Source organism: Colwellia chukchiensis (assembly GCF_002104455.1).
Lineage (GTDB): Bacteria > Pseudomonadota > Gammaproteobacteria > Enterobacterales > Alteromonadaceae > Cognaticolwellia > Cognaticolwellia chukchiensis.
This window is the reverse complement of the sequence record NZ_NBOC01000002.1, coordinates 63,911-88,573: the sequence shown is the minus strand read 5'-3', so window position 1 is coordinate 88,573 and position 24,663 is coordinate 63,911. Positions and strand designations below refer to the sequence as shown.

The 24,663-nt window shown below is 41.8% G+C and carries 22 protein-coding genes and 1 pseudogene; 9 read left to right on the top strand and 14 right to left on the bottom strand.

Annotated elements, in window-relative coordinates; translation table 11 throughout:
- Nucleotides 1-53: 53 nt before the first annotated feature.
- Together B6K83_RS03890 and B6K83_RS03885 are read right to left on the bottom strand one after the other, a co-directional pair.
- Complete coding sequence (locus tag B6K83_RS03890) at nt 54-1,022, bottom strand: dihydrodipicolinate synthase family protein (RefSeq protein ID WP_085283445.1); 969 nt, start codon at nt 1,020-1,022, stop codon at nt 54-56.
- 496 nt (nt 1,023-1,518) lie between these two features.
- Entirely contained in the window at nt 1,519-2,025 is a 507-nt protein-coding gene (locus B6K83_RS03885) for a YqiA/YcfP family alpha/beta fold hydrolase (RefSeq protein WP_085283443.1), read from the bottom strand.
- 146 nt (nt 2,026-2,171) lie between these two features.
- On the opposite strand from B6K83_RS03885, the gene B6K83_RS03880 reads away from it, so the two are divergent.
- Complete coding sequence (locus tag B6K83_RS03880; protein ID WP_085283442.1) at nt 2,172-2,366, top strand: hypothetical protein; 195 nt, start codon at nt 2,172-2,174, stop codon at nt 2,364-2,366.
- Between the two features lie 228 nt (nt 2,367-2,594).
- On the opposite strand, the gene B6K83_RS03875 is transcribed toward B6K83_RS03880, so the two are convergent.
- From B6K83_RS03875 to B6K83_RS03860, 4 genes are all read right to left on the bottom strand, one after another.
- Nucleotides 2,595-3,374 (bottom strand): hypothetical protein, encoded by a 780-nt coding sequence (locus B6K83_RS03875; protein ID WP_085283440.1) that lies wholly within the window; start codon nt 3,372-3,374, stop codon nt 2,595-2,597.
- Nucleotides 3,375-3,585: 211 nt separating this feature from the next.
- A complete protein-coding gene (locus tag B6K83_RS03870) occupies nt 3,586-4,740 on the bottom strand; it encodes a WYL domain-containing protein (protein WP_085283438.1) in 1,155 nt (384 codons plus the stop codon).
- Complete coding sequence (locus B6K83_RS03865; RefSeq protein WP_085283435.1) at nt 4,733-5,053, bottom strand: hypothetical protein; 321 nt, start codon at nt 5,051-5,053, stop codon at nt 4,733-4,735. The genes B6K83_RS03870 and B6K83_RS03865 overlap by 8 nt, the downstream gene beginning before the upstream one ends.
- 93 nt (nt 5,054-5,146) lie before the next feature.
- Entirely contained in the window at nt 5,147-5,500 is a 354-nt protein-coding gene (locus tag B6K83_RS03860; protein ID WP_085283433.1) for a hypothetical protein, read from the bottom strand.
- A 501-nt stretch (nt 5,501-6,001) separates the two neighbouring features.
- Between B6K83_RS03860 and B6K83_RS03855 the strand changes: the two genes are divergently transcribed.
- The gene (locus tag B6K83_RS03855) at nt 6,002-6,346 is read left to right on the top strand and encodes a DUF3718 domain-containing protein (protein ID WP_085283431.1); all 345 of its coding nucleotides are present in this window, start codon (nt 6,002-6,004) and stop codon (nt 6,344-6,346) included.
- Nucleotides 6,347-6,506: 160 nt separating this feature from the next.
- Here B6K83_RS03855 and B6K83_RS03850 read toward each other — a convergent pair whose 3' ends face one another.
- The 8 genes and pseudogenes from B6K83_RS03850 to B6K83_RS03815 form a co-directional block, all read right to left on the bottom strand.
- Complete coding sequence (locus B6K83_RS03850) at nt 6,507-9,128, bottom strand: TonB-dependent receptor plug domain-containing protein (protein ID WP_085283428.1); 2,622 nt, start codon at nt 9,126-9,128, stop codon at nt 6,507-6,509.
- 348 nt (nt 9,129-9,476) lie between these two features.
- Nucleotides 9,477-10,241: a metal ABC transporter permease gene (locus B6K83_RS03845; RefSeq protein WP_085283426.1), complete on the bottom strand. Its 765-nt coding sequence runs from the start codon at nt 10,239-10,241 to the stop codon at nt 9,477-9,479.
- Between the two features lie 11 nt (nt 10,242-10,252).
- A complete protein-coding gene (locus B6K83_RS03840) occupies nt 10,253-11,170 on the bottom strand; it encodes a metal ABC transporter solute-binding protein, Zn/Mn family (RefSeq protein WP_085283424.1) in 918 nt (305 codons plus the stop codon).
- Nucleotides 11,154-12,338: a hypothetical protein gene (locus B6K83_RS03835; RefSeq protein WP_085283904.1), complete on the bottom strand. Its 1,185-nt coding sequence runs from the start codon at nt 12,336-12,338 to the stop codon at nt 11,154-11,156. Before B6K83_RS03835 ends, B6K83_RS03840 begins: the two co-directional genes overlap by 17 nt.
- 306 nt (nt 12,339-12,644) lie before the next feature.
- Nucleotides 12,645-12,801, bottom strand: a pseudogene (locus B6K83_RS18520) (DUF2946 domain-containing protein); the annotation flags it as partial.
- Nucleotides 12,802-12,952: 151 nt separating this feature from the next.
- Nucleotides 12,953-13,768: a co-chaperone DjlA gene (djlA, locus tag B6K83_RS03825; protein WP_085283420.1), complete on the bottom strand. Its 816-nt coding sequence runs from the start codon at nt 13,766-13,768 to the stop codon at nt 12,953-12,955.
- Nucleotides 13,769-13,802: 34 nt separating this feature from the next.
- A complete protein-coding gene (murU, locus tag B6K83_RS03820; protein WP_085283419.1) occupies nt 13,803-14,495 on the bottom strand; it encodes an N-acetylmuramate alpha-1-phosphate uridylyltransferase MurU in 693 nt (230 codons plus the stop codon).
- Between the two features lie 15 nt (nt 14,496-14,510).
- The gene (locus B6K83_RS03815; protein ID WP_092251244.1) at nt 14,511-15,524 is read right to left on the bottom strand and encodes an aminoglycoside phosphotransferase family protein; all 1,014 of its coding nucleotides are present in this window, start codon (nt 15,522-15,524) and stop codon (nt 14,511-14,513) included.
- Nucleotides 15,525-15,804: 280 nt separating this feature from the next.
- Between B6K83_RS03815 and lptD the strand changes: the two genes are divergently transcribed.
- The 7 genes from lptD to B6K83_RS03780 all read left to right on the top strand — a co-directional run bounded on the left by lptD (nt 15,805) and on the right by B6K83_RS03780 (nt 24,601).
- Complete coding sequence (gene lptD, locus B6K83_RS03810; protein ID WP_085283416.1) at nt 15,805-18,078, top strand: LPS assembly protein LptD; 2,274 nt, start codon at nt 15,805-15,807, stop codon at nt 18,076-18,078.
- Nucleotides 18,078-19,403 carry a peptidylprolyl isomerase SurA gene (gene surA, locus B6K83_RS03805; protein ID WP_269843993.1) on the top strand — a complete coding sequence of 442 codons (1,326 nt, stop codon included), beginning with the start codon at nt 18,078-18,080 and terminating at the stop codon, nt 19,401-19,403. The genes lptD and surA overlap by 1 nt, the downstream gene beginning before the upstream one ends.
- Nucleotides 19,404-20,387, top strand: a complete 984-nt coding sequence (gene pdxA, locus B6K83_RS03800) for a 4-hydroxythreonine-4-phosphate dehydrogenase PdxA (protein WP_085283412.1) — start codon at nt 19,404-19,406, stop codon at nt 20,385-20,387. It abuts the gene before it with no gap.
- A gap of 21 nt (nt 20,388-20,408) precedes the next feature.
- On the top strand, nt 20,409-21,230 hold the full coding sequence (rsmA, locus tag B6K83_RS03795; RefSeq protein ID WP_085283410.1) for a 16S rRNA (adenine(1518)-N(6)/adenine(1519)-N(6))-dimethyltransferase RsmA: 822 nt from the start codon (nt 20,409-20,411) through the stop codon (nt 21,228-21,230).
- A complete protein-coding gene (gene apaG / locus B6K83_RS03790; RefSeq protein WP_085283408.1) occupies nt 21,223-21,615 on the top strand; it encodes a Co2+/Mg2+ efflux protein ApaG in 393 nt (130 codons plus the stop codon). The genes rsmA and apaG overlap by 8 nt, the downstream gene beginning before the upstream one ends.
- A gap of 9 nt (nt 21,616-21,624) precedes the next feature.
- Nucleotides 21,625-22,437: a symmetrical bis(5'-nucleosyl)-tetraphosphatase gene (locus tag B6K83_RS03785; RefSeq protein ID WP_085283406.1), complete on the top strand. Its 813-nt coding sequence runs from the start codon at nt 21,625-21,627 to the stop codon at nt 22,435-22,437.
- Between the two features lie 145 nt (nt 22,438-22,582).
- Complete coding sequence (locus B6K83_RS03780) at nt 22,583-24,601, top strand: methyl-accepting chemotaxis protein (RefSeq protein WP_085283404.1); 2,019 nt, start codon at nt 22,583-22,585, stop codon at nt 24,599-24,601.
- Nucleotides 24,602-24,663 lie beyond the last annotated feature (62 nt).

Genomic DNA, 24,663 nt, shown 5'->3' with positions numbered 1-24,663 from the left:
TCTAAAAAGCTCCATAAAAATGGAGCTTTGTATGTTTGAAAAATTTGAAAGTATCAGTCGACTAAATCAAGAAGTTCAAGTCTTTCTTTCGCTAGAATGTACCTAGCACGAACATCATCAATTTGCTCTTGAGTTAATTTTACACCCAAGGTGCGTAGCCCACCAGCTTCATCATTATGGTGAATGCCAAAAGCAAACTTAAGGTATTCCATAAGCAGCGGCTGAGCATCAAGGTATGAGATGGAGTTCATCGCCTGAGAAATTTTGTTTGCCTCAGCCCATTCGCCCTTATTAACATGCTCCTGCATAGTAACACTAGCTTTTGGGAATATAGAGCCTACACCGGTAATTCCACCGCATGCGCCAGCAAGTCCTGCATGTATAGTTACCGTGTCAACACCTGCCAAGATTTCTAAATCTTTGTTCTCTAACATCAAGGTTTCTATAATTGAAACATCTATAGTCGATATTTTAAGCGCCGTTACTTCAGGTAGCGCAGCAAGCCTGAGCAGAATATCTGTTGAAATTGCATGATACCCGGCTGCATCTGGGTTGTTATAAGGCATAATGGTTACGCCTGCCTCTTTTGCAGCTATTGCTGAAAACTCATAGTAGGCATACATTTCTTCATCAGAAGGCGCTTCTTTAGTTGCTGGTGGCATCACCATGACGGTATCTACGCCAACCGTGGCGAGTTCTTTAACGATTTGGGCAATCCCTTCTTTCGTTTCCGCCGCAGCACCACTAACTAATGGCACATTGTACTCTTTAGCAACAACAGAAAAGGCTTTAAGTAAAGAAAGACGCTGTTCAGAGCTTAGGTAGCTATTCTCACCTAGGGTACCAGAGCCGACCAGTCCACCCATTCTGGTTCCGCCTTTACCTTGAACTTTTAAAATATCAGCAGCATATTTTTGTGTTGCATCAAAATCAATTTCAAGGGCACCCGATTCCGACTCTTTAAACCATGTAAATACCGCCGGCATAATCTTGTTTCGCCAATCCGTACTATTTGCTTTCATTATATTTCCTCTTGGTTAAAGCAATATTGTATACAGTATACCAAACAAATAACATAAGTTAAATCATCTTTGCTAAATCAGGATAATTTGGGGATTAAGCCCTCAAATCGTTTTACCTGACATACTTAATTTTTGCCCTAAGCTATTCATTTTGCAATTGTTCTCAGGTGTATACAACCATCATTCCTTTCATTCACCTGGGTGCTGAAACAACGCCCCTCTCGCAGAAAAGCGTGCTCCATTGAGTTTACACTGCCTACTTCAAGGTTTTTTATTAAACGCTAAATTAGTGTAACTATATGACGACGTTAAAGCAGGGCTTAATCCTCCTCCCACTTTAGTGAACACTTCCTGATTACTTTAATTAAGCTAAAGTGCCTATGTATCGCCAATATAAATAAATTCACAACTCGTTAACTGATATTAAATTAACATTGTGGGGGAATAGTTAGTACTAAAAAAGCACTTGAAATAACTTGTCAGCGCTAACACATCTTCACGATTGCTTTTTAATATGCACTAAAAATTGCTTAAATATTTCAGCTACTGTGTCTATTGAACTGTTTAGTCTATGGTCGCCATCAATTAAGTGAAGGCGGTGGCGGTGCAATTTAGCAAACGTAATGGCATTTTCTACAGGGATAACATCATCCGACCAACCATGAATAATTTCAATAAACTTGCCCTGTACATCAAAGGTTTGCACCTTATAGTTTGGCATATATAGCGCTGGGGCCAATAAAAGCACCCCGCTAACGTTTCGGCTTTTTGATGCAACTAACGACACATAGCCGCCCATACTTGAACCTACGAGTATAATGTTATTTTCGCTTTCACGCTCAAGCATGTCATTTAATTTATTTACCCTGAGATCAGGGTTGGCAATGCCTGAGTAATCAATACTATCAACGTCAAAACCTTGCTGCTTAGCGATATTTGCCAAACGCTTTATTTTACTGCCCCAAGGGCCACTTTCTTTGCCGTGCGAAAAAATAACTTTCATGGTATTCCTTAAACGATGTTTATATTGCCTTGTTGAGTCAGTTATTAGCAACAAACCTTTATATATTGATAGTACATTTTATCTGGGACAATACTCGTCCTAGCTGTTTATTATTATGACCTTCTTTCAATGACAGTGAGGATAGTATGAATAGCATTCAATTACGCAATAATCAGGGCTTGCTGATTGGTTGGATTGAAACAGTCCACGATGGCAGAAAACAAATCAGAGACAGCAAAGGCACATTACTTGGCTGGTATGACGCATATGCTGATAAAACCACCTGTGCTAAAACTGGTCGCTGGTTTGGCACCGGCGAGCAATTAACCGCTTTATTGTAAGCCGTTTATATTAACGTTTTTAGCGTTTTTGTTTTATCGCTTTGCTGCTGCCACGACGAAAGTTGAGCAAACTGCATTGATAGGTAGCTGCATTCATTGCATGATGACTGCAGCTAAAACAAGAACTTAGGCGCTAGACGCTGCATTAAAGCTTGCTTAACGGCTGGTTGCACCTGTACTGCGCCTAAACAATAGCCTTTGACATTAGCAAAGCATTACCCCCCTTGGTTATGGTTTTGTTTGATACTTCATTAAAAGGTCAAAGGATATATCTTTTGGCGCTAAGGCAAACAGTAGCATTTCGATATCTGTTGTGGTTGCCGACAAGTTATTTGCAATATCCGCAATTAACTTTACATAAATAGCGTAGGTTTCATTGTTGCTTGTGGTGTATTTTTTTACTAACTTAGATGCAAACTGTTTATGCTCAAAATCGCTTATCACTAGGCTGCCATTTTTCAGCTTTTCCTGTAAAAACAAGGTATTTATATCCAGTAATTTTAACCTTGAACTTCGCCCTTCTACCATTTGAAAGAAAATATCGGTATGACCAGACATAAAGTTAATAGTGTTTAATGAATACGCGACTCTAGAATCGTATATAGGAGCCCAGTCACAAATCAAACTCAGGTACTTTGACCATGAACTAACCCCTTTAATATTTAGCTGCGCTGCCGCGTTGCTGTCTTTTCCTTTAAAATTCGCATAATAAGAAACAAGCTCTCGTAATGGCGTTTCTTGAATTTTTACTCCCCCCCAATCTTTGATGAAATATCGTGCTAACGCTACTTCAGATTCAAAGCTCGTTTGGCTGTTTAATTTTTCTTGCAGCACGGTTTTCAGTACTTTAGTTTTTTGATAGTAGTTTTTTTCTCCTGAGAAATCATAACCCGTAAACTGTGACGCTTTTGCTTCATCGAACGACCAATGGTAATGCTTTTCAACATTTTTAACATAAGGCTCCAAGTAGTTTGCAACATTAATACTCGTTTTCTCTAAATTATTCATTAATTCTCTCTTACCAAGCTTTATTTAACAGTAACACGCTCATAGGCTTGTTGAGCAATAGCGCCGTCGTTTTTGTTCAATGTTACACTGCCGTATTGCTAATGCCTAAAATCAGCGCTGTTACATCCGAGTTGCCATTTATCATTTGAACACTAAGTGCCAAGTTAACACCCACCTAAGACAATGGCTGTCTCAGTTAAGTGTTTCACGTTTAGTTTTTAGCTATGTCGGTTAGCTTTTTAGCGTTGCCGGTTTGTAGATGTGGGCTTTTACTAATAATTGCATAGCTTTGTTTCGGGTCTGCATATAACTTGGCTAAAGCCTCTGCGCGCCTTTTCATTTCATTGCTTAAAAACTCAGGCTTAAGCACTATCATTGCATCCGCAAATCCAGCAAGAAAATTAGCAAGCGCAAAGGGATCGGGACCAGCTTTATCTTTTGAAAAGTGCTCAGGTACCTTTATGGTTGCCTTAACTAGCCATGTATCCCCCTTGACATGGGTTGACGTTAGCCCTTCACCAAACTTAACACTGTGGAAATAGTCTTTAACACCAACATTTACTATGGCCTCAAATTGATGGCGTTGTTCAACGTCTTCAAAATATACCTGCTTAAACTTTCTGCCTTTAACCTTTGCAACCTTTAATAACCGCGACACTTCAAAGGCTTTAACACAAGCAGCCTCATGCACATAACACAGCAGCACCACTTTATGATTGCTATATTGCACGCGTTGAGGTGACAAATGAAGTCGCTCAATGCTTGAGCTATGTAGTGACTTATAATCTGCTTGTATAACAAATTCGTCTTTTAAGGCTTGGTAAGCGAGTTGCCAATCTGCGGGGTTTCTTTCATCAAGATCAAATGCCGGACAGATCTCGACACCTGAAGGAATAAATTGCATTTTTCCTGCAATACCGTTGAGCAAGTCAAACTCATTGTAAGCGTTATTTAGATCTTTTTTTAAGCTTGCCATAATATCAGGCGGAAAAAACTCGCGTAAATTTTCTTCGATAAAACTAAACACCACAGCACGGGCAAAATATCGTTGTTGTGAAATTCCTTCGCCATGTATTGCCTCGTGTTTATCTTCTGCACTTGCCCAAAAATAATAGTGCTCACGGCCCGCCTTTGACTTAAGTTCGACAAGTTTATTGTGCCCACTATGCTCAGATTTACCTAGTTTGGTAATTAAGTGACGAATTTCACGTCTTATAAACTTATTAAATTCAGCTAAGGCAATATGCTCAGTTTTCAAGCCAAACTCGGGGTGCTTAATAATGTCAGCTAACGTAAGCTTGTTTTGCTCACCAATATTGATAATTTTTTTAATCGCATCATGATAACACGCATACTTCCTAGGCATTCTTACGTCCTTTGCAACGTGCGACTATGCTGTCGCTATTGTTATTATGGTTACGGGTTAATAAAGTATGAACTTTGGTGTAAGTAATAATCGATAACACAATCCCGATGCCACTACCTAACGCTGAGCAAAGGTAGGTCAACATAAAGTCATCACTCAGGACAAATACTTTGATGTAAAGCATATTGGATAACGAAATAAACCAGGCAAGTGAAAATGCTCCAATACAGTTCTTATCACGCACCAGTTGAGAGTTGATACCAAGCATGTAAACCGTTAATAACGAACCAAAAAATACTGTAATAAACTCCATTCATTCCTCACATTAATAATAAACTTAAGTCATGTAAATAAAAAACCACCACAGGGTAACAGCAGTCACTTACGCCCTTTACGACACTGGCTATTAGTGCCGATTAGCACTTGCCTGTAAAAACGCCTGAAATAAGGCAATTTCTTCAAGTTTGGCATTAATGTCTTTTTGCAGCGTTTGCTCTGCGTTCATAAACGCGGTTAGTGTTGCCTGAAACAAACCATCACTAAGCTCTTGAATAATAATGCTCTCGCTTGCTGATATTTCACACCATGCATGCGAAAGCTTATTGATCGCCGCTTTAATGTCGTTAAATAGGCTTTCGCTTTGCCACATTTTGCCATCAAGCCAAAAGTTCAGCATATAAACTACGTTGGCAAATGGCTCGCTAGCTTTCCTTTCGACTGCGGTGATGGTTGATTTTCGTTCGCTTGATGAATACAACATATGTGCTCCAAATAATTGCCCAGCTTAGCCGCTGGCCTGATTTATGGGTGTAGGCGCATTATTTTACACAGCACTAAGACACTTTTTGTCTTAGTAAAGCTATTGATTTAAGTGTTGGCACTTATTTAGCCGATTCCGCGTTATTCAAGTTTAACCTTTGCTTTATGATGGTGAGCTAAGTCGAGCAAATATTGCTCGCTGCTATGCTTTATAGCCGCTTCAAGCACGAATAAAACGGTTATTCATCATGCGATAATTGACATAAAATCGGCTAAATTATTTTATTTTGTCAGCCAATGTAAATATTCTTGTCAGCAAGAATAGTCTTCAAATAATGATATGTTTATTAATGAACTAGTTAGCTATAAATGGCGCTAAATACTGTGGTTTTTTTTGTTACATCGCGCCGCGTTTTACTTACAACTTTTTTTTACTTTTCAGCCACTATTACTATGTACATTTAAGTACAGCATTAAAAAAATATTAATTTGGAGAGTACTAATGAGAAATTTAAACGTAATAAAATACACCGCGATTGCTTTACTACCATTATTTTTTGCTAGCAATGCAAGCGCAGCTAAAATGGATCCAACCTTAGAGCGAGCATTAGTCAAAATTTGTGTGGCTGCTGCCAGTGATAAGCCGGTCAAATTAAAAAATGCAATTTCAAACTACAACTTAACTGAGTATCAAGTTGCGTTAAATTTGATGTGTAATAACGTTGATGTGATCAGTTTTGCTGAGCAACACGATGCCACAAAAACAGCGTCTCGTTTACAAAACAGTATTGGTCAAGTTAGTATTATTGATGTTGCCTCAATCGCGAAGGTTAATGTTAACTTTTAGTGGTTGGCCTATCGCTAACCTTGTTTTGCCTCACAATATATTTACAGCTAAGCTAGCGCTAATTTTTATCCCTATTGCAGAGTTAATGCTTTGTCAATAAAGGCCTTTGAATACTCAAAGGCCTTTTTATCATTTACCTTACATTCAGGTTGTTAAGCGTTTAAAACTTATAACTGGCTTTAACGTAAACAAAACGACCTTGGCTATTATGGGTGCTATTCACAAAGCCCATAAAGTCATGATAAGCAAATGGTGGCTCTTCATTAAATAAGTTAGTGGCACCAATACTTAAGGTGGTGTTTTCTATCCCTATGTAGTTCACTGTGGTATCCACCGTGGTCCAAGAATCAACATCACTCATGCCTTCAGTCGCTACCGAAGCGTCTTGCTCAAATGCGCCAATATAGTTAATGGCCATGCTGGCATTCCAGTTGCCTTTCATCCAAGCTGCATTTAAGCTCCAGCGAACCTCCGGCTGTTCAAAGTCACCTTCTTGAGTATCAATGCGCATTGAACCATCAGCATTCGGACGTGCATCTTCATAAGATAAAACATAGTTAACCACATAGCTGAAGTTAAAATCACCTAAGTCGGTTTCTAAGCCATAGTTGGCCTCGATATCTAAACCGGAAGTTGTCACATTACCGATATTTTCAAACTGGTCAAAAATACGCACTACTTCACCTGGGTCGCCAGGAATCGCAGACGGTAAACGCTCTACAACACTTGGATCGTTACCTAAGGTACTGAACTTAAATTGAGTATCTTTGGTGATCACGTTTTCAATATCATAGTCATAATAATCAATTGAGAAATCTAAGTTATCCGCTACTTCATAGATCAAACCTAAGTTATAACTTTTCGACTCTTCTGGACCTAAATCATCATTACCTGATAACACCGCTGTATACTCTTGTGGTTCACAGGCTTTGTTGATATTACCAACGGCTGCACAACGTACGGTATCAACAAGGTTAGGTGATTCATCGGTATTACCTAAGCCAATTTGATGTAATGAAGGCGCTCTAAAGGCTGTACCGTAAGAACCGCGCAATGATAACGAGTCGGTTGGTTGCCAAATAAAGGCGATTTTTGGATCTGTAGTCGTGCCAAAGTCACTATAGTCTTCGTGACGCAATGCCACTTGTACTTCTAAGGTGTCTAACACAGGTATCGCCACTTCGGCAAAAATAGCGGTATTATCGCGTTTACCATTGGCTTGCGTAGCTTCGGTACCAAATACTTCTCCGCGTAAAAACTGATCATCAGGGTTATCGCTAATGCTTTCTTCTCGGTACTCAAAACCTACCGCTAGGCCCAGATCACCATGACTCATTTCCATTAACGAGCCGCTGATTTTACCGTCGAATGATTTGCTGGTTGATTTACCTATTCGCGTGGTGGTGGTTTCAATAAAGTCGAGCGCTTCTTGTGAGTTGCTTGATGGTTCAAACGGGTTCCACAAGCCACTGTCTATCGCTTCTTGAGTGCGACGAGAGTTTGGAAAACCATTAACGCCACGCTCTGTTGAGCTACTTTTAATGTAGTTATAGGCAATTTCCCAGCTCCAGTCGTTCAGCTCGCCTTGTAAACCGATAATCGAGCGATAATAGTCTGAGCTAACGCGCTTTTCTCGGTTACCAATATCAACCATACGTCGACGCATGGTTAAGTCTTGTTGATAAAACTCATGTGTTGGCATAGTCGCGAACGGGTGATTAACATTATCTCCCGCCATAAATAGCTCGTTAAAGCTTGGGCTACCAGCACCGCGAATAGTAGTTTTAGAGTGCTGGCCGTTTAATTCGGCGAATGCGCGTAAACGGTCGTTAATTTCATATTTACCCATGTAAATAAAACTAGCACGCTCGGTTGCCGGCACTGAGGTCATGACTGGCGCGTAATCATAACGACATAAGTTACCGACAATATCTTCGGCGGCACAGACATCGTTACCGAAAGTATCAGGCATACGGTTGGTAGAGTCACTTGCTAATGCAATTGTGCCCGGAAACCCTGAAGAGCTTCTAAAGTCAGTCGCAAAGGGGTCGTTAGGACGCAATGCCACTTGGTTTGCTGATTTAGAATAATCGCGATCACCATATAAGATTTCTTCACGGTCAAAATAATCTAAGGCAAAAGTGTGGCTCGTTTTCGCGGTTGAATTACCCCATACTAAGCTGATATTGGTCTCTTCGCCACCACCATCTGCGGTGTCGCCAAACTTACCCGCCAACTCAACACCTTCAATATCATCGCGTAAGACAATATTAATTACGCCAGCAACGGCGTCAGAGCCGTAAGTCGCAGAGGCACCATCTTTTAAGATATCAACACGCTTTATTGCGGCCAGCGGAATATTGTTAATATCGACAAACGCGGTATCGATATTATTGGCAAACGGAGATACAGATACGCGTCTGCCGTTCACCAGTATTAAAGTTGAGTCAGCCCCTAAACCACGCAAAGATACACTAGAGCCACCATTACTGGTGTTATCACTGCTGTTGCCTTGGGTTGAAAACGTCCCTTGTCCTGCCATCGGCAGTTTTGTAAATAAACCGATTAAATCAGTAACCCCTGTATTGGCAATATCTTCTGCACTAATTGATGTCAGTGGCGAAGGCCCTTCCATATCGGTTCGTTTAATGTGTGAGCCGGTAACTTCAATGCGCTCAATTTGTTCGGCTTCTGCTGCGCTTACTAACTGACTTTGGCTCGCTAATAACCCAGCAGCAATACTCATCGCCAATGCGTTTTTACGGCTTGGTAAGACTTTCATATTTAATTCCTTGTGTATTTTATGATTTTGTCGTTATTTCTTACTTATACTTATTTTGACTTTACTGTTTAAATTAAAAAATCAGCGCTTTTTTTATAGCAAATTAACCTTGTTAATGACAGACAGTTACGGTTTGAGGCTGAAGTTAAATGTAAACTTTTGTTAACCACAATGAGATTGATTAGCAGTTAACCACGGGTATTAATCTGAAGGGGGATAGAGAAATCATAATGAAACACCCAAACAAACTGCAACGGTGTAGCATAAAAAAATCTATAAGCGGCGCAATTAAAACAAAAAAAGGAGCGATTAAATTAATCACTCCTGATATTTTCCGCGATGACGGCATTAAGCTTTAATAAAGTATTTATTTAATAATCTAAATAATGCGGCACTTAACGCTAATGTTGCCACAATGGCCGCGCCACTGGGCAAATCAAAGCTGGCAGATAAATACAAGCCAAACAAATAGCCGAACAAACCAACACCATAGGCATACATCAAGCTGTGTTTGCTGGTTAATTTATTAATAGCTAATGCGGGCAGTATTAAGGTACTAAACACTAAGTAGACGCCAACCAGTTCCACCGACAAGGTGATCACTAAGGCAAATAACAAGTAAAAATAACCACCATTAAGGATCCTAGGTCGATAAAATATTAATGCTAAAATGGCGCTATAAGCAATGGCCGGAAACAACAGTTGTTGCCAGCTTACCCAGAGGATTTGCCCCGACATGAGCTGTTTCAATAACTCACTGCCATGAGGATCATTAGACAAAAGTAACATTGCCGCCACAGCAGATAATACATAAAAGCAGCCGATCATGGCTTCAAGCTCTTCGGCAACATGATTTGCCAACCAAGCAATGATGCCGGCACCAGCTAAGGCAAACAGCGCTGGCATCCAAATATTAACAAAAGCAATTTCAGCAAGTTCAGGTGCCATATGAACAACAATGGCACCCATAGCAGCAATTTGCGCTATCGCTAAGTCAATAAAAATAATGCCGCGTTTTAATACTTGTTTGCCTAAAACCACATGCGTTGAAAGTACTAAAACGCCGGCAGCAAATGCCGGCAATAAAATTGTTAGTAAGTCTAAATCCATCATAGTAACCTATTTTAACTTGCTTGCTGCGCAGTATGGGCTTGCGTTAATAACGTCAACACACTGTCGTATAAACTAAATAAATCACCGCTTTGCTTATTGCCACCTACGGAAAATGGCAGTACCAGCACAGGTAAGTCAGCTTTATCGGCTAACCACTTAGCACCACGAGGATCTTGATACGAGGCAACGATAATCGTGTCAATATCACCTTCGTTGGCACGATGTAATAGCTTAGTTAAATGACTACTGGTCGGGGCTAAGCCGGGCTTAGGCTCCAAATCAGCAACTTGCTCTATACCCGCAAAATCAAATAAATAGCGAAAGCTTGAGTGGTAGGCGATCACTTTCATCCCCTGTAACTGACTTGCGCGTTGTTGCCATTGTTTGCTCGCCGCTTGCCAGCGCTCACTAAAACTTGCAAAGTGCTGCTGGTAGCGCGCACTATTTTGTGGCTCAAGTTGTATTAACTTATTGGTTAACGCTTGAGCAATCGTTAGCATGCGTGTTGGCGAAAAGTGTAAATGCGGGTTGCCTTGCGTGTGTACATCCCCCATGCTGCGGTCAACAAAGTCTAATTGGTCTAAGGTTTCCACATGATCGGCGGCAAAAAATAGCCCTTTGTCTGTGCTACGCACATTGGCATTAGCAGCTTTCATTTGCAGCATAGGTAGCCAGCCAATCTCTAGCTCTGCGCCGGCACAAACCACCAAGTCTGCGCGTCGCATTTTCGCTATTAAGCTAGGCCGCGCTTGCACTTGATGTGGATCTTGCATGGCGGTAGTTGCCGAATAAATACTCGCCTCAGGTGCTAGCTCTTTTGCTAACGCCGCGTACTCTGGCTCGCAGGCAAAAATGTTCATTTGCGCAAACGCGCTATGACTTAAAGATAATAAAATACTGCTAATGATAACTTTAAAATTGATGCGCACTGTGAGCTCCTAACGTCATAACATATTGTAAGGTGATAACATTTTCATTGTTAGCGTGTTCAAAGCCAAGGTTGCTTTGATGGCTTAACTCAAATCGTACTGTAGAAAAATGGCTATTATGCCAAGCAATACTCAACTCAGTTTCTTTTAGTGTTTGTGGTTCAAAATGATCGTCATGCTGAACATGGCTAGCAAGCTTGCCATAGCGTAGCCCTGCCGACCAATGCGGGGTAAACTGGTAAACTCCGCTAACATACCATGCTTGATGATAGTCTTGAGTATAGTTGGCTTCTTCGCCATGATGATCGTCATGGTCGCTATGCTCATGCTCAGCTAGGGTAAAAAAATCTGCAACTCTAAAATACTCTGCACTTAGGGTTAAATGCTGGTATTTATAGTTGCCATTAGGCGCCCACTTATAAACGAAATCAGCGATGTAAGTGTGTTTTCCGGTATAGGCTGCAGCGTGACCATGACCGTGCTCATCATGGCCTGCACTATGTTCGTCTTCATGATGTTCGTCTTCATGCTCTGCCAGAGTTGTTAGCTGACCATTTTCATTACGCATATAACTCAGACCAAATTGCCATGAGCTTTCAATGCCAATATCACCGCCAATTTTAGTAAAAGCAGTATAAACGCCGGTACTGCTATACTCGCGCTCAGCAGACTCGTCAGCAGCGCGCAGGTTTTTCCCCGCAAACGCTTCCGCACCTAATAGCCAATACATATCAGTCGGTGCAATATAACTGAGCCTTATTCCGTCATCAAAATAATGACCACCTAAAAATGCGCGATAGGCACTGGGTCGGCTTGTAAACGCGTCGGTATGTAGGTGCTGATTATTTAAATAACCTATATCAGATAAAAAGCGACCAGCCCGCACCGTAAAACCGTTGGGTAGCGCCATGGTTTGCATAAAGGCTTCCTCTACTAATATCTCACTTTCACCTTCATGAAACTCAAAAACACTGGTAAATTTTCCATAAAACATATCATCAATACTGGCACTTAAGGCTAGCTCTGTGCCCCCTAAACCAAAACCTTTCGCGCGTTCGGTCATTACCCGATCATCACTTTGGTAGTAGCCATCTAGCACCACGCTGACCGCGGGGTTCGACAAAGTCGGTGCTTGTGCGTGTGCAAAAAGCGGTAATAATGCCGACATTAAAATGGCGTTTTTTACGTTAGGTACAGGTCGTTGCGCCGCCAAACGGGCAGCAAAAACTGGCAAATTTTTCATGCGTTAAATTTCTCTAAAACTAATTAAATACAATTACATAGTCAAAATGCTATTGCACAAATTGACTGGTTAATATCAACTAAAGGGTACTGTGTTGTTAAGAAACTACGGGAGGAGCGCGACTAAGGTAAATAGCGCATGGCGCGAACGCTAAGCATGTTTGAGGTGTTATAGTTGGCTGGAAAAGCTGAGAGACAATCTCAATATTGGCGTCTTGTTGCGGCAAAGCATTTTGATATTGATGCTGATGAAAACACAAAGTACAGTGTGTTTTAGCACCTTCATCTATATGTTCCACACTATGCGCAGAAGCAGCCACAGACAAAATGATCAATATAGCGCTTAGCCATATCGCAATTCGTTGTCTGTTAGTAAGTGAAAGGTACATTGTTGCTGCCCAATATAAAGGATGAAGTATAAAAATTCCCAGACAGTCTACGCGAAAGCTAACTCGGCTTGCAAGTAGCCTTGACGCCATTTAACGCGATAAATCACATTTCTGTCGCATCTTAAGTTAGGCTTTTAGCGACCCGGTTAAGTTAATGTTGACGAGTCTGTGCGTTAATAAGCTCGTAAGCGGCTTGAATATCTTGCGCTTTTTGTTTTGCCGACTCCATCATTTCTGGTGGTAAGCCCTTGGCGACTAATTTATCAGGGTGGTGTTGCGACATTAATTTACGGTAAGCTTTTTTAATATCACTGGCAGAGCTTTGCTCGGTTACGCCGAGCACTTTATAAGCATTGGCGAGTTGCTGACCTGACTGCGCAAAGCTGGCATTACCGGCATTTTTCCCTTGCTGATGAAATTGGGCACCAGCGATGATCATTTCTAAAAGTTTATCAAGCTCGGTTGCCGAGTAGCCTAGGTTTTGTGCGATTTTATGTAACACTTCTCGCTCGCTTTGATCTAGACGACCATCAGCAAAGGCTACTTGGATTTGAATTTCCAAAAACAATAATAGCAAATCTTGCCGATTATTTACCGCTGACTTGAGTTGTCTAAGGCGCTCCTCAAGCGGAAAGCCGGTGGTTTTGCCATCTCGAAAAGCGTCTTGAGCTTGGCGACGTAAATCTGCATTTAGTCCAAGTTTATCCATGTACGCACTGGCAAAAGCTATTTCATGATGCGTGACTTGGCCGCTCGCTTTGGCAATATAACCCATCACTGAAAAGGTGCTATAAAAAAATGCCGCTTGACGTTCGGTATCACTTTTAGCGCCACCTAAACCACTAAAGTCTAACCCAATCCCTTTGTCGAACCTATGTCCGAGCCAAGCGCCAAATAGTGCACCAATAATATTCTTGGTCAACATAAGACCAAATAAAAACCCTAAAACTTTGCCCCAAATTCGCATGCTAAAACTCAATAATTAATGAATGGTAAATGGTTTATTTCGTGTTTAATCTTGCTAAGCGCTCAGGCGTACCAACATCTGTCCAAGCTACATCAATAACGCTTGCAGATATTTTGCCCTGCTTCGCCGCTGACCTTAACATGGGTGCTAACGGCTGTACCTTATCAGTTGGTGTTAATCGCTTTGCATGATAGTGACTAAAAAAGCTTTTTCGATACAGTGCGATACCACTAAAAGTATAAGTGCTATCTTCTGGGCCTTGCGGATTAGTCAAGATACCTGCTTGCACGGTAAAGTCGCCGGCAAGATTATGCTCAGGATTGGTCACTAAAAATAAGTGTGCCTGATGCTGTGCTTTTAATTCAGGTAAGTGATGAAAATCAAAATCGCAATAAATGTCACCATTAAGGACTAAAAACACTTCGTTTTCATCGGCTGCGAGCAAGGCTAACGCTTTGATAATACCGCCAGCCGTTTCCAGTGCAATAGGCTCTTTGCTGTAACAAATACTGGCACCAAATTGTCCACCATCGCCAAGTTGCTGAACAATTTGCTCGCCAAGCCAAGCATGATTGATGACAATTTCAGTGATACCCGCTGCCACCAAATTGTTGATATGATGTTCGATTAACGAAGTACCCGCAACTTTAAGTAACGGTTTAGGACAATGGTCAGTAAGTGGCCGCATGCGCTCGCCACGCCCTGCGGCTAGTATCATAGCTTTCATGCACTTGGTTCCCCGTTAGTCATGATGTGATTGCTTGCTCGCTAATGCCGGGATAACACGTTCAGTCACTAGCTGATAAAGAAAGCTCAATTGTGGGTATTGCTGACTAACATCTTGTATGTAGCGCAAAGTCAGCGGAATATCAGCCAAATAAGCTGGCTTGTTATCTCGGTGATGTAAACGGGCAAAAATGCCACTGGCTTTTATGTGTCGCTGCAAACCTGTCAAGTCAAACCAATATTGCCATTGCTGCTTGCTAATACTTAACTCGGGGACTAACTTTTGTGCGCGCTGACGATAATCTTCTAACAGCGGCTCAATTAGTGCATTCGGCCAACGTAAATAGCAATCTCTTAACAGTGAAACAAGATCATAGATGATGGGTCCTTTCACCGCATCCTGAAAATCAATAATACCGAGCCTGTCATCTGCGAGTAACATAATGTTGCGGCTATGATAATCTCGGTGCATAAACACCTTAGGTTGCTCAACAATGGCAGACACCAGCAGCGAGAAGCAATGCTCTAGTTGAGCTTGCTCTGCTAGCGTTAATTCAATATCTAAATGTTCTATCAGCAGCCATTGCGAAAATAGTGCCAGCTCGGTGCGAATAAATGCCTCATCATACAAAGGTAGTGCGTCCAATACGGCGTTTGGACAGCCTTGCATTTTATTCAACTCAGTTAAGGCAAGTTGGTAATAATGACGCATATTTTTTTGATTTAGTGTTGTCGCCAATAAATCATCACCGAAATCGCTCAAGCACATAAAACCGTGCGTTAAGTCAAGGGCAATGATCGCGGGTACATTAATATTGGCTTGTTGCAGTGATTGTTGCACCGACACAAAGGCTTGATTATTCGATAGTTTTACAGGAGCGTCCACCGCAATATACGAGCGTCCATGAATGCTAAAGCGAAAGTAGCGGCGAAAACCCGCATCTCCGGTTAATGGCGTTAAATGAATGTTTTGCGCGTTAAAGTGCGCAGTTAACCAATCTAATAATTCGACCGTGCGTTTTTGCTTCAAGGCGCGAGTTCTCTTAATGTTGTATTTTTACAGTGCTGCTGGTTATTAGCAATTGTGCTATTTTTACTGGGCAAAGTTAACAAAAACTTAGCCGAATATCCGCCATAATATCATGCTAACTTGCGCCTAAATAGCCCAGAAAAATGACCAGCTTTTCGTTGTTTTGAGTATAACGAAATAGCAGGCTAAAGAAAATTGCTATATTATTATGATCTTTAGCGGTAAAATGCCGTTTAGAATCTAGGCTTAGTCTTTTAAAAGTTAATTATCCGGACCATAAATGCGTTTTTCCTTAACCTATTCCCCTTTACTGTGCCCGATACTTTTTTCCTTTGCCAGTCAGCTCCATGCCGCTGAAACCACACCGCCTTTGGCGTCTCAATGCCCGATTCCAAGTTATGCAAATATTGCCAATACCGCAGGCAAGCAGGTTGACGAAAACTTTATTATTTTGTCGTCAATCGCCAGTATCAAAAAAGGCGCTTACGCAAAATTTACCGGTGGCGTGACCTTATTGAATCAAAATAACACGGTAGTCGCTGAACAATTATCTGTCAATCGTGCCAACTCAACCGTTGACGCCAATGGCAATATTCACTTTCAAAACAATAATATAGATATTTTTGCTGATGCACTAAATATCAACCAATTACAACGAACTACGTCCCTTAACAATACCTCGTATCAACTCAATGGTACCGCTGGCCATGGCAGTGCGGCAGCCATTAATATAGCGAGTGATAGTTTAAGTCTCATCGACTCAAGTTTTTCCACTTGTTATGGTCCGGCGCCCGATTGGCAAATGCGCGCCAGTGAAATTAAAATCTCCGCGGATAAAAAGTCACTGCAAGCTTATCATGCCCGTTTTAGGCTGTTCGATGTGCCGATTTTATATGTGCCCTATTTAAGCATACCGCTGAGCAATGAAAGAGTGTCTGGTTTTTTATACCCTAAGATCAGTTCTTCCAATAATTCAGGGTTAGAAATTGAAACACCATATTATGTCAATATTGCCGATAATATGGATGCCACTATTACCCCTCGCTATATGTCCGATCGAGGCACGCAACTGCTCACTGAGTTTCGATATTTGCATGGCTTACAAGCAGGTCAATTAGACATTGAGTACTTAAATCGAGATAAAAAAATTAGTGGCAATAATGACGCACGTTATTTAGCGCGAGTGCAACATATTGGCACCTTTTCTGAGCGCTTTCGGGCACATGTTGATTACACCACTATCAGTGATGATAACTATTTGGTGGATTTAGGCAGTAGCCAATTTAATGCTAATGACGCCTACTTGTATCAAATAGGGGAACTTGCCTACTTTGCTGAAAACTGGCAAACGACATTAAAACTACAAGATTTTGAGCTGTTAGGTAACCACCAACGCAGCTATAAAACCGTGCCTCAACTAGAAATTAGCAGCCAGCAAAAGTTAGCTAATTTTGCTGGCATTATTGATCTTTACTCCGAGCTTTCAAGCTTTGATAGCACAGATAAGTCCAAGCCAACCGCGCAACGCTATCATGTAGAGGCTGGCTTGCTGTACCCAATTACCACACCAGCTTGGTTTTTGAACTCTGAATTAAAGTTGTTACAAACCAATTATCGGCAAAAGAACCTCAGCGACGACAGCTTATTAGCAAGAAACGTTAGCCGAACTTTACCGAAGTTTCGTATCCACGGTGGTGTCAACTTTGATCGCAACTTATCCTTGTTAAACCGCGACTTCAACCAAACATTAGAGCCGCAATTACAATACTTATATATACCAGAAAAAGAACAAAGCCAGATTGGGCTTTACGACACCACTACCTTACAAGATGATTACAGTGGTTTATTCCGTGATCGCCGCTTTAGTGGTATTGATAGAATTGCCCAAGCCAACCAAGTTTCATGGGGGGTTACCAGTCGCTTGTTAACAGCAGAAAATACCGAAGTTTTACGCTTTAGCTTAGGTCGTATTTTATACCTAGATGAAGGTAGCTTTAATGATAGTGATGAAAATGCCTTAGTCGATAAGTCTGCCTTAGCAGCCGATATTTTTATGCAACTTAGTCGTCAATGGCAATTTAGCGCAGATATTCAGTATAATACCGATTTAGGGGTTACCAATAAAAGCCAAACCACCATAGATTATTTATTTGCCAACAATCAAACAATTCAATTGAACCATCGCTATGCTCGTGATGTCTCAGGAGAGTCATTAGAACAAATGTCGTTAGCAACGAATATTAGCATTGCTAGCCGCTGGCAGTTCGTTGGTAGATTCACCCAAGACCTACAAGGGAAGCGTAGTATCGAAACTTACGCGGGCCTAGAATACAGTAGTTGTTGTTGGGGAATTCGTTTTACTTATCACCGCAATATTAACTCAAGAATTGACGATAATAAGCAGATCAACGAAAATCGCAATGCATTTGATAGCAGTTTTAACATTCAATTTGTATATAATGGTATAAATAGCAATAAGTCATCCAACAGTGTCGATGATATGTTTAATTCAAGTATATTTGGCTATAAACGCCCTTACTTCCTCAATAACTAATTAGAAGAAATTTACGTTACATGAAAAATTCATTGAAATTACTACTGCTAAGCACCCTATTCATGTTTAGCTCAGCCCAACAATCTTTAGCGAACGAGGTTGAACTAGACCGAATAGCTGCTGTGGTTAACAGCGGTGTGGTTTTAGAGTCTGAAGTGCAAGACCTCATTGAGTCTGTCACCTTACAAGCGAAAAAAAATAACCAAACTTTGCCATCAGATCGTGCCCTGCGCATCCAAGTTATGGAAAAGTTAATTAATGATGCCATTATCATGCAGCTAGGTGAGCGCATGGGTGTGCAAATTAGTGATGCACAGCTTGATGAAACCCTCGCCAATATGGCGCGCGAAAATAATTTAACCTTAGATCAATTTCGCCAAGCCCTGATTGCGGATGGCGTTGATTATGAAAAGTACCGGGAAAGTGCCCGTAACGAACTGATCTCCGGCGAAGTTCGTCGTGCTAGTTTACGTCGTAGAATTTATATTTCGCCACAAGAAGTTGCCAACTTATTGGCCGCAATGAAAGAGCAAACCAATGCCGATGTAGAATACCGACTAGGTCATATCCTAATTGAATTTCCCACTAACCCAAAACAAGCAGACATTAATGCTGCCAAAGAGCGTGCTGAAAAAGTATTAGAACTACTAAATGAAGGCAGTGACTTTACTAATATAGCCATGACTTCATCAAGTGGCGCTAATGCCTTACAAGGTGGTGATTTAGGTTGGAAAACTATTAATGAAATGCCAACACTATTTTCTGAATTAGTCGACGGTCAAGCCAAAGGCAGTATTTTTGGCCCGATCCGTACCGGCTTAGGATTTAGTATTGTTAAATTGGTCGATGTTCGCGGTCGCCAAACCGTTGAAATCGAAGAAGTCAAAGCCAGTCATATCTTAATAAAACCTTCAATCATACTCAGTGAAGCGAAAGCTGAGGCGTTATTACAAGGCTTCATTGATAAAATCAATGCCGGTGAAGCCGACTTTGCCGAACTTGCCAAAGAGCACTCTGAAGGCCCAACGTCTGTTCGTGGTGGTGATTTAGGTTGGTCAGAGCCAAGCAAATATGATCCCGCCTTTGCCGACGCCTTAGCCAGCTTAGATATTAACGAAATACATAAACCGTTTCGCTCATCGTTTGGTTGGCACATCGCCAAGTTAACGGGGCGTAGAACGCTAGATGCAACCGCACAAATGAATGAAAACCGTGCCTACCAATTGCTTTATAACCGTAAATTTAACATGGAAGGCACACGCTGGATCAAAGAATTACGTGACGAAGCATACATAGAAGTACTTGAATCAGGAAATAGCAAATAAGTGGGTAAAATAATAGCAATCACCCCCGGAGAGCCGGCAGGTATAGGTCCCGATCTATTAATTAAAATCGCGCAGCAAGATTGGCCGACACAAATTGTCGCGGTTGCGTCACCCGAGTTACTGAGCGAAAGAGCAGCATTGTTAAATTTGCCGCTCAACATCAAGCTCTACAATGCCAACGACGCCTTTGCGCCGCACCAAGCCGGTACGCTGATTGTATTACCCGTGGCGCTAGGCGATGACTGTCAAGCTGGCGTTCTCAATCCAAACAATGGCCACTATGTGGTAGAAACCTTACGCATCGCCAGTGAAAAAAATATCTCGGGAGAGTTTGATGCCGTGGTAACAGGGCCAGTGCATAAAGGCTTAATCAATCAAGCGGGTATTGCTTTTAGTGGTCATACTGAATACTTTGCCCATCAAGCAAATTGCTCAGACGTGGTTATGATGTTAGCAACCGAAGGTTTAAGAGTGGCGTTGGTAACCACGCATATTCCCTTAGCCTATGTTTCTAAAGCCATCACTCATGAGCGGCTACAAAAAGTTACTCGTATATTGCATCATGATTTAATTGAAAAGTTCGGTATTGCACACCCTAAAATTTATGTGTGTGGTATCAACCCGCACGCTGGCGAAGACGGCCATTTAGGCAGTGAAGAAATCGACGTTATGATCCCTGCCCTTGACGAGTTACGCGCCGAAGGCATGAACTTAATTGGGCCATTACCGGCCGATACCATATTCCAAGCAAAATACCTTGATGATGCTGATGCCATTTTGAGTATGTTTCATGATCAAGGTTTACCTGTGCTTAAATTTAAGGGCTTTGGCGCTTCAGTTAACATCACCTTAGGCTTGCCATTTATTAGAACCTCGGTAGACCATGGCACAGCTTTAGACTTAGCGGGCACTAATCAGGCCGATGTCGGTAGCTTTAATGAAGCAATTAATAGCGCCATAGCGCTAGCGAATAATCAAGCATAAGGGCTACTCAAGTAAAACACTATGAGCAATAATAAACATTTAGGTCATCAAGCGAAAAAGCGCTTTGGGCAAAACTTTTTACATGATGAAGGCATCATTAGTAATATTGTCGACGCCATCAACCCTGAGCCCGGCGATAATTTAATTGAAATTGGCCCTGGACTCGGCGCACTGACCGAGCCTGTGATCGAGCGTGCTGGTCAACTGAGTGTGGTGGAGTTAGATCGTGATTTAGCCCATCGACTTCGTCATCACCCATTTTTAGCTAAACACCTCACTATTTATGAAGAAGATGCGTTAAAGTTCGACTTTGCACAATTAGCTAGCGCTGAAAAGCCACTGCGTATTTTTGGCAATTTACCTTATAACATTTCTACACCGCTTATTTTTCACTTGTTAAGCTTTAAAGCGCAAGTGAAAGACATGCACTTTATGCTACAAAAAGAGGTGGTGCAGCGCATGGCATCTGGCGAAAACTGTAAATCTTATGGTCGCTTATCGATCATGACCCAGTACCAATGCCAAGTGATCCCTGTGATGGAAATTGCCCCTGAAGCGTTTAAACCGGCACCAAAAGTTGACTCGGCTATCGTCCGATTAGTACCACATAAAACCATTAAAAACCCTGTCAAAGACATCAAGGTACTAAATAGCGTTTGTTTAGCCGCCTTTAATCAGCGCCGAAAAACCATTCGCAATAGTTTTAAAAAGTTACTGTCTGTAGAAACCATAACCAGTTTGGGCATAGATCCAAGTTTACGCCCAGAAAATTTAGTTTTAGCAGACTTTGTACGACTGGCAAATTACCTTTCAGATAACCCGGTAACATCAAAAAATGACTGATAAGTGCACCTTAACCACCGCAGAGATAGAAGTTGCGGTGATCACGGATTACATCGCGCAACAATCGCTTGAAGCTGAACATCAATTTGTTTTCAGCTACACCATTACCATATCTAACCACAGCCAAGAAACGGTGCAACTGCTCAGTCGTTACTGGTTGATCACAGACGCGAACGGTGACACAAATGTCGTTACCGGTGAGGGCGTAGTTGGCCAACAACCTTTTATACGCAGCAATGAAAGTTTTACCTATACCAGTGGCTGTTTACTCAAGTCACCACTTGGCAATATGCAAGGGCATTATCAAATGCAATCGAGCAATGGCCAGTTAATTCAAGTGGATATTCCCGTTTTTCGATTAGCTAAACCTAATATTTTAAACTAGCACTGATTCATGGCTATCTATTTCATCGGAGATATACAAGGCTGCTACCGCGAACTCGATGCGCTATTAGCCCAAGTTAACTTTTCAGTTCAACATGATCAGCTTTATATCGCCGGCGATCTTGTCGCCCGTGGGCCACAGTCATTGGAAACGCTGCGGTTAATTATATCTTTAGGTGATAGCGCTAAGGTGGTGCTGGGCAATCACGACCTGCATTTACTGGCGGTTTATCATGGTATCAAACAGGCAAAGCCACAAGATAAGCTAACATCCCTATTAGCAGCACCTGACGTTTCTGAGCTTATGGCGTGGTTAATTCAACAACCGCTAATTGCCAAATTACCACAAGAAGAAACCTATCTTAGCCACGCTGGACTATCGCCACAATGGAGCCCTAGTATTGCCGTTAGCCAAGCCAAGATTGCACAGCAACACTTAAATTCAACAAACGCTAGCGAATGGCTAACCCAGATGTATGGTAATCAGCCAGCCAATTGGCATGATGCCCAAGATGAGGTGAGCCGTTTTCGCTTTACCATTAACGCACTGACTCGTATGCGTTATTGTTATCATGATGGCAGCTTAGACTTTGCTTGCAAAGACAGCCCTGAACAGGCTCCTAGCACATTGCGACCTTGGTTTGACTTTGCACACCTTGATAACAAAACCCAATGGCTGTTTGGTCACTGGGCGACATTAATGGGCAATTGCCCACCTAAAAATATCTATGCACTTGATACCGGCTGCGTTTGGGGGCACTATTTGAGCATGCTCAGGTGGCATGATAAAAAACTTTTTACTGAGCACGCACATAAAAAATAAAGATTGCGTAGGACTTTAGTTTAAAAAGTAACTCAGGTTGTTATACTAGCAGCGAGACTGGCATACATGTCTCTGTAGTCTAATAATAATTAACGATTATTTTCCAAGTAGTCAAATAACGATAAAATATATATTGGTGGGATCTATGAAATTAACAGTAGCAATGAAAATAATCGGTGGTTTCACCATTATTTCGCTTTTACTCTTTTTAACGAGCGCAATATCTTGGAATAGCTTAAATACCATTGGTGATGCAACCAAACAACAAAATGAACTTGCTATTCCGACGTTAAAAGGCAGTAACACGCTTGCTAACGATTTAACTGCAATAGGCAACTTAACGCTGCGTGCTTATTATCAAACCCAGTTACCACCATTGGCCGAAAATCAACAGGCGTTTGATGCGGGTAAAAGCAATTTTCGCGCACAGCTGCAACAGCTAAAAGGGATCGTTGAAAACGAAACCACTTTGATCACCAATCTTCGTAAGTTTGATTCGGTTTACGATAGTTTAGAGCAAGAAATTACCAGCGTACTAAGCAACCGCAAACAAGCGATTGAACAGCGCTTAACTTTAATCGAAAAGATAGATGTCCTAGAAGAAACCGCAGACGACACTGCCACCATTTTGCTCGATTTAGCTGACCACGACCTAGCATCAACTAAGTTACAACGCGCTGTCAGCCTCTCAGAACGCTTAGAAACATTATTGAACAATATGGTAAGCTCTTCATTAGAGTATCGAGAAATTACTGATCGACAATCAGCCGATTTAGTCAGTAATGAAATTGAAAACACCTTCAGCGATATTACCCAATCCATTAACGATGTCGTTAGCGAGTTAAACAACCAAGGTGTTGGCGGTATTGCTAGTGAACTTTTAGCTAGCTATGCAGCGCTACAAAACTATGTTACCGGTGATGAGCGTATTTTCAACCATAAGAACAACCAGTTAAATGCAATGGCGGCGGCAACCGAAAGCTTAGCCTTAGCAGAAAGCGCTATCGCTAGCGCCAACGCAATACTCGACACCCAAGTAGATTTAGCCAATAAAACCACGGTTGCCACAGGTGCGTTAGTGGAAGAATCTGTTGCTGACGGCACGCGCAACACCCTAGTTATAACTTTAATCTCTGTGATCCTCGCGATCGCAATAGCCTGGGTGACGTTAACCAGTATTACCCGCCCATTAAGACGAGTAAATGAAATGCTTAATGTCGTAGCTTCAGGTGATTTATCTCGACAATTAGATGAAAGCGGTAAAGATGAGTTTGCGCAACTTTCACGAAACTGCAACTTATTAATCGACAGTTTACGCACTTTAATACAAAGTATTGTTAGCCGTTCAACTCAATTAGCAACCGCGGCTGAACAAACCTCTGCCGTAACCGCGCAAAGTACCACCGCCATAGAAGAGCAACGCGCGCAAGTTGAGCAAGCGGCATCAGCCACCACAGAAATGAGCAGTACTGCGCAGAGCGTACTATCGAGCGCCAATGACGCATTAGGTGAAATTAAACAAGCTGATGATGAAGCTGAGCGTGTGAAAGTGATTTCTGGCCGTAATCGTGAAACCATCGAGCTATTAGCCAATGAAGTTGAATCTGCCTCGCAAGTCATTAATAAACTTCAACAAGATAGTGCGTCCATCGGCGGTATTCTTGATGTTATTAGAAGTATTGCCGATCAAACCAACCTACTTGCATTAAACGCAGCAATTGAAGCGGCACGTGCTGGTGAACATGGTCGCGGTTTTGCGGTTGTTGCTGACGAAGTAAGAACCTTGGCAAGCCGAACCCAAGAGTCGACACAAGAAATTCAAAATATGATAGAAGTATTACAAACCGGTGCAGAAAAAGCCGTATCGGTAATGGATACAGGTAAAAACCAAGCAACGAATTGTGTTGAGCAAAGCGTACAAGCAGAGCAAGCGCTTGATACTATTACCCACGCGGTTCATGAAGCCTTTGATCGCAGTTCGCAAATTGCCAGTGCCGCAGAAGAGCAAAGCGTAGTTGCCCACGAGATAAGTGAAAACTTAGAGTCGATTGTCGCTATCGCCGAGCAGACTACCGCAGGCTCTAAGCAGACCGCCGAGTCCAGTGGTGAAGTAGCACGTTTAGCAGAAGAGCTACAGCAATCAGTTCAAGAGTTTAAGCTTTAGATTCTCTTAAACTTCTGATAAACAAAAAAAGAGCGCTTAGCGCTCTTTTTTTATACCCAAAA

Coding starts and splice junctions, on each gene's coding strand:
- B6K83_RS03880 (WP_085283442.1), top strand. CDS start 2,172: ATGAATAGCATTCAATTACGCAATAATCAGGGCTTGCTGATTGGTTGG.
- lptD (WP_085283416.1), top strand. CDS start 15,805: ATGCGTTTTTCCTTAACCTATTCCCCTTTACTGTGCCCGATACTTTTT.
- djlA (WP_085283420.1), bottom strand. CDS start 13,768: ATGCGAATTTGGGGCAAAGTTTTAGGGTTTTTATTTGGTCTTATGTTG.
- rsmA (WP_085283410.1), top strand. CDS start 20,409: ATGAGCAATAATAAACATTTAGGTCATCAAGCGAAAAAGCGCTTTGGG.
- B6K83_RS03845 (WP_085283426.1), bottom strand. CDS start 10,241: ATGATGGATTTAGACTTACTAACAATTTTATTGCCGGCATTTGCTGCC.
- B6K83_RS03875 (WP_085283440.1), bottom strand. CDS start 3,374: ATGAATAATTTAGAGAAAACGAGTATTAATGTTGCAAACTACTTGGAG.
- B6K83_RS03785 (WP_085283406.1), top strand. CDS start 21,625: ATGGCTATCTATTTCATCGGAGATATACAAGGCTGCTACCGCGAACTC.
- B6K83_RS03835 (WP_085283904.1), bottom strand. CDS start 12,338: ATGTCGGCATTATTACCGCTTTTTGCACACGCACAAGCACCGACTTTG.
- B6K83_RS03780 (WP_085283404.1), top strand. CDS start 22,583: ATGAAATTAACAGTAGCAATGAAAATAATCGGTGGTTTCACCATTATT.
- apaG (WP_085283408.1), top strand. CDS start 21,223: ATGACTGATAAGTGCACCTTAACCACCGCAGAGATAGAAGTTGCGGTG.
- B6K83_RS03850 (WP_085283428.1), bottom strand. CDS start 9,128: ATGAAAGTCTTACCAAGCCGTAAAAACGCATTGGCGATGAGTATTGCT.
- B6K83_RS03865 (WP_085283435.1), bottom strand. CDS start 5,053: ATGGAGTTTATTACAGTATTTTTTGGTTCGTTATTAACGGTTTACATG.
- B6K83_RS03855 (WP_085283431.1), top strand. CDS start 6,002: ATGAGAAATTTAAACGTAATAAAATACACCGCGATTGCTTTACTACCA.
- murU (WP_085283419.1), bottom strand. CDS start 14,495: ATGAAAGCTATGATACTAGCCGCAGGGCGTGGCGAGCGCATGCGGCCA.
- B6K83_RS03860 (WP_085283433.1), bottom strand. CDS start 5,500: ATGTTGTATTCATCAAGCGAACGAAAATCAACCATCACCGCAGTCGAA.
- B6K83_RS03885 (WP_085283443.1), bottom strand. CDS start 2,025: ATGAAAGTTATTTTTTCGCACGGCAAAGAAAGTGGCCCTTGGGGCAGT.
- B6K83_RS03890 (WP_085283445.1), bottom strand. CDS start 1,022: ATGAAAGCAAATAGTACGGATTGGCGAAACAAGATTATGCCGGCGGTA.
- B6K83_RS03870 (WP_085283438.1), bottom strand. CDS start 4,740: ATGCCTAGGAAGTATGCGTGTTATCATGATGCGATTAAAAAAATTATC.